Source organism: bacterium (genome assembly GCA_023135785.1).
Classification (GTDB): domain Bacteria; phylum CAIJMQ01; class CAIJMQ01; order CAIJMQ01; family CAIJMQ01; genus CAZNJA01.
In genome coordinates, this window is the sequence record JAGLSL010000045.1 from 1 (window position 1) to 2052 (window position 2052).

At 34.0% G+C, this 2052-nt stretch carries 1 protein-coding gene and 1 pseudogene; one reads left to right on the plus strand and one right to left on the minus strand.

Features of this window, described 5'->3' with window-relative positions:
• Positions 1-211 precede the first annotated feature (211 nt).
• The gene (gene fabG, locus KAS42_03845; GenBank protein ID MCK4905358.1) at positions 212-955 is read left to right on the plus strand and encodes a 3-oxoacyl-[acyl-carrier-protein] reductase; all 744 of its coding nucleotides are present in this window, start codon (positions 212-214) and stop codon (positions 953-955) included.
• 127 nt (positions 956-1082) lie between these two features.
• On the opposite strand, the pseudogene KAS42_03850 reads toward fabG, so the two are convergent.
• Positions 1083-1817: pseudogene (locus tag KAS42_03850) on the minus strand (metallophosphoesterase family protein).
• Positions 1818-2052: the final 235 nt, after the last annotated feature.

Here is a 2052-nt window from a genome sequence, read left to right on the forward strand (position 1 = left end):
AAAAAGAGAAAAAAGAAAAGAAGTAAGTATTTTTAGTTGCCTATATTAAGTGAGTGGAATTTTATTTTGATATTGTCGCATATTTTTTTTGAGGGTTTATTTTATTGAAAAGGGCGTGACAATGGCGAAATAGAATTATGGGAAATTCGTCCTTATTTCATTTCTGATTATAAGTTTTATTTCAATTATTCCTCTTCTATAAAAATTTAAAATTATGAAGTTAAAAAATCAGGTATCATTGGTTACAGGAGCTGCGCAGGGTATTGGCAAAGCCATTGCTTTTAAATTGGCAGAAGAAGGCTCTGATGTTGTTCTTATTGATATGAATGAAGAAAAATGCAAAGAAGTTGCAGCCGAAATCCAAAAAAAGAGTAGGAAATCTTGGATTTATAAAGTAGATGTAGCCGATTATAAACAGGTTGAAGCGCTTTTTAACAATGAAATGGAAAAATGGGGCAGAATTGATGTGCTTGTTAATAATGCGGGCATTACCAAAGATAATCTTATTTTAAGAATGAAAGAAGAAGAATGGGATGATGTAATAAAAATAAATCTTAAGGGTGCATTTAATTTCTGCAAGTCAGCAAGCAGGTTTATGACGAAGCAAAGAGCAGGAGCGATTATCAATATATCTTCAATCATCGGTATTATGGGTAACGCAGGACAAGTAAATTATTCGGCCTCGAAAGCGGGAATAATAGGTCTTACGAAATCTTTGGCAAAGGAGTTAGCTTCACGCAATATAAGAGTAAATACTATTGCTCCGGGGTTTATTGAAACATCTATGACAAAGGATTTAAATGAAGAAAGAAAACAACTAATGCTTAATGCAATCCCATTGAAGAGAATAGGTGCGCCTGAAGAGGTGGCAAATCTCGTTTTATTTCTTGCTAGCGGGGATTCCTCTTATATAACGGGTCAAGTTATCAATGTGGATGGTGGTATGGTAATGTAGTATAAATGATCGTAATCGGTAAATCGTAATACGATTAAAAACTGCCTGCCTGAAAATCCTACCTTGCGCCAACAAACAGATGGGCATAATTCTTAATTTTAAAATTACCAATTACCAATTACGAAAGTTATTCTCCTAATTCCAATCTTTCTGCAAGCCTATTAGGTAGCCCGGCTTCAAGAATCTTTTCTTGTGCTTTTTTTATGTCGTATTCCATTCTTTTTATTTCTACAATTTTTTTATCTTTGTCATATATGGCATAACAAGCTTCTGGGTTGCCGTCTCTTGGCTGACCTATGCTGCCAACATTTATAAAATACTTGTAACCGTCTTCTATTTGTATTCTTATTTCTTTTGAAAATTTGATAGATCCCTTGATTTCCGACTGTTCACAGAAAGTAATTGGCACGTGAGAATGTCCCGCGAATAAAAGAGAAGTTTTCTGGGTTTCTATGCTTTTGTGAGCTTGAAAAGTCGAACGAACATACTCCCATTTTTCAGGATTTTGAAGCGTGGAATGTACTAATGTTATATTGTCTATTGTTTGAACTAAGGGCAGTTTTTGCAGGAATTCTTTATCTTTTTGGGACAATTTGTTCATTGTCCATTGTATTGCTTTTTTGGCATATGAATTAAAATTGTCTATTGAAGACAATTCAACCGCTCCATAATCATGATTCCCTGCAACGGCTACGCATTTTAATTTTTTCAACTCTTCGATACATTTGCAAGGATTTGCCCCATAACCCACAATATCTCCAACAAACAGATATTTATCAACTTTATCTTTCTTGATTTCGTCTATTACTTTTTGGAATGCCTCTAAATTGCCATGGACATCGGATATTATTGCGTATTTCATAGCTTTTCCATATTTTAATAATTTTGCATTCGCATATTAAAAGAATACAAGTATGAAATTTAGCTTTTATTTTCTTAAGTGGCAAATACCAGCGCGCTACTCTGAAAAAAGTATAATTTCAGAGTAGCGCTTTGATGTTTAGTATCTAACCGATCATTTCTTTAATATTGAGAAATCGTTTATTTTCCCAATATCCGAAACATTCCGGTGCCACAGTCAGGACATTTGCCTTTCA